The organism is Neisseria sp. P0019.S003 (assembly GCF_051957115.1).
GTDB lineage: Bacteria > Pseudomonadota > Gammaproteobacteria > Burkholderiales > Neisseriaceae > Neisseria > Neisseria flavescens_D.
Window position 1 is genome coordinate 1 of the sequence record NZ_JBQCWT010000050.1, and the last position, 506, is coordinate 506.

1 protein-coding gene is annotated in these 506 nt (G+C 47.0%); it reads left to right on the top strand.

Features of this window, described 5'->3' with window-relative positions:
* Positions 1-225: 225 nt before the first annotated feature.
* A partial coding sequence (gene grxB, locus ACTHTS_RS11030; protein ID WP_440370060.1) for a glutaredoxin 2 occupies positions 226-506 on the top strand: 281 nt, incomplete at its 3' end.

Sequence of the window (506 nt, forward strand, 5' to 3'; positions counted from 1 at the left end):
TCTTTAGCCAGGTCAAAGGCCGTCTGAATCAGGTTTTTATCGGGATCAGGCAGCGCGGCAACATAGCCGTCGAACCATGCGAGGAGGCCTTCCAGCGTTACGCTCGATGTTTGGGGCGTTTGGCGAATAGTGGTCATGGCGTGCGTTTTTTTCTTTTTGATAAAAACGTTGCTATTGTAACAGTTTATTGCGGGCAGCCCTAGATTTGTATGCGAATGCTGCACTATGTTTCAGGAAGCCTTGTTTCAGACGGCCTTGGGTGTTATGGTTAACCGTTTTGAAATTTTAAGGAGCATTTCGATGAAACTATATATTTACGACCATTGCCCGTTTTGCGTCCGTGCGCGGATGATTTTCGGCTTGCGCGATGTGGCGGTGGAAGAGGTTGTCTTGGCGAATGATGACGAAGCTACGCCGATTGGCATGATTGGCTCAAAACAAGTGCCGATTTTGCAAAAAGAAGATGGTTCGTTTATGGGTGAGAGTTTGGATATTGTCCGTTACAT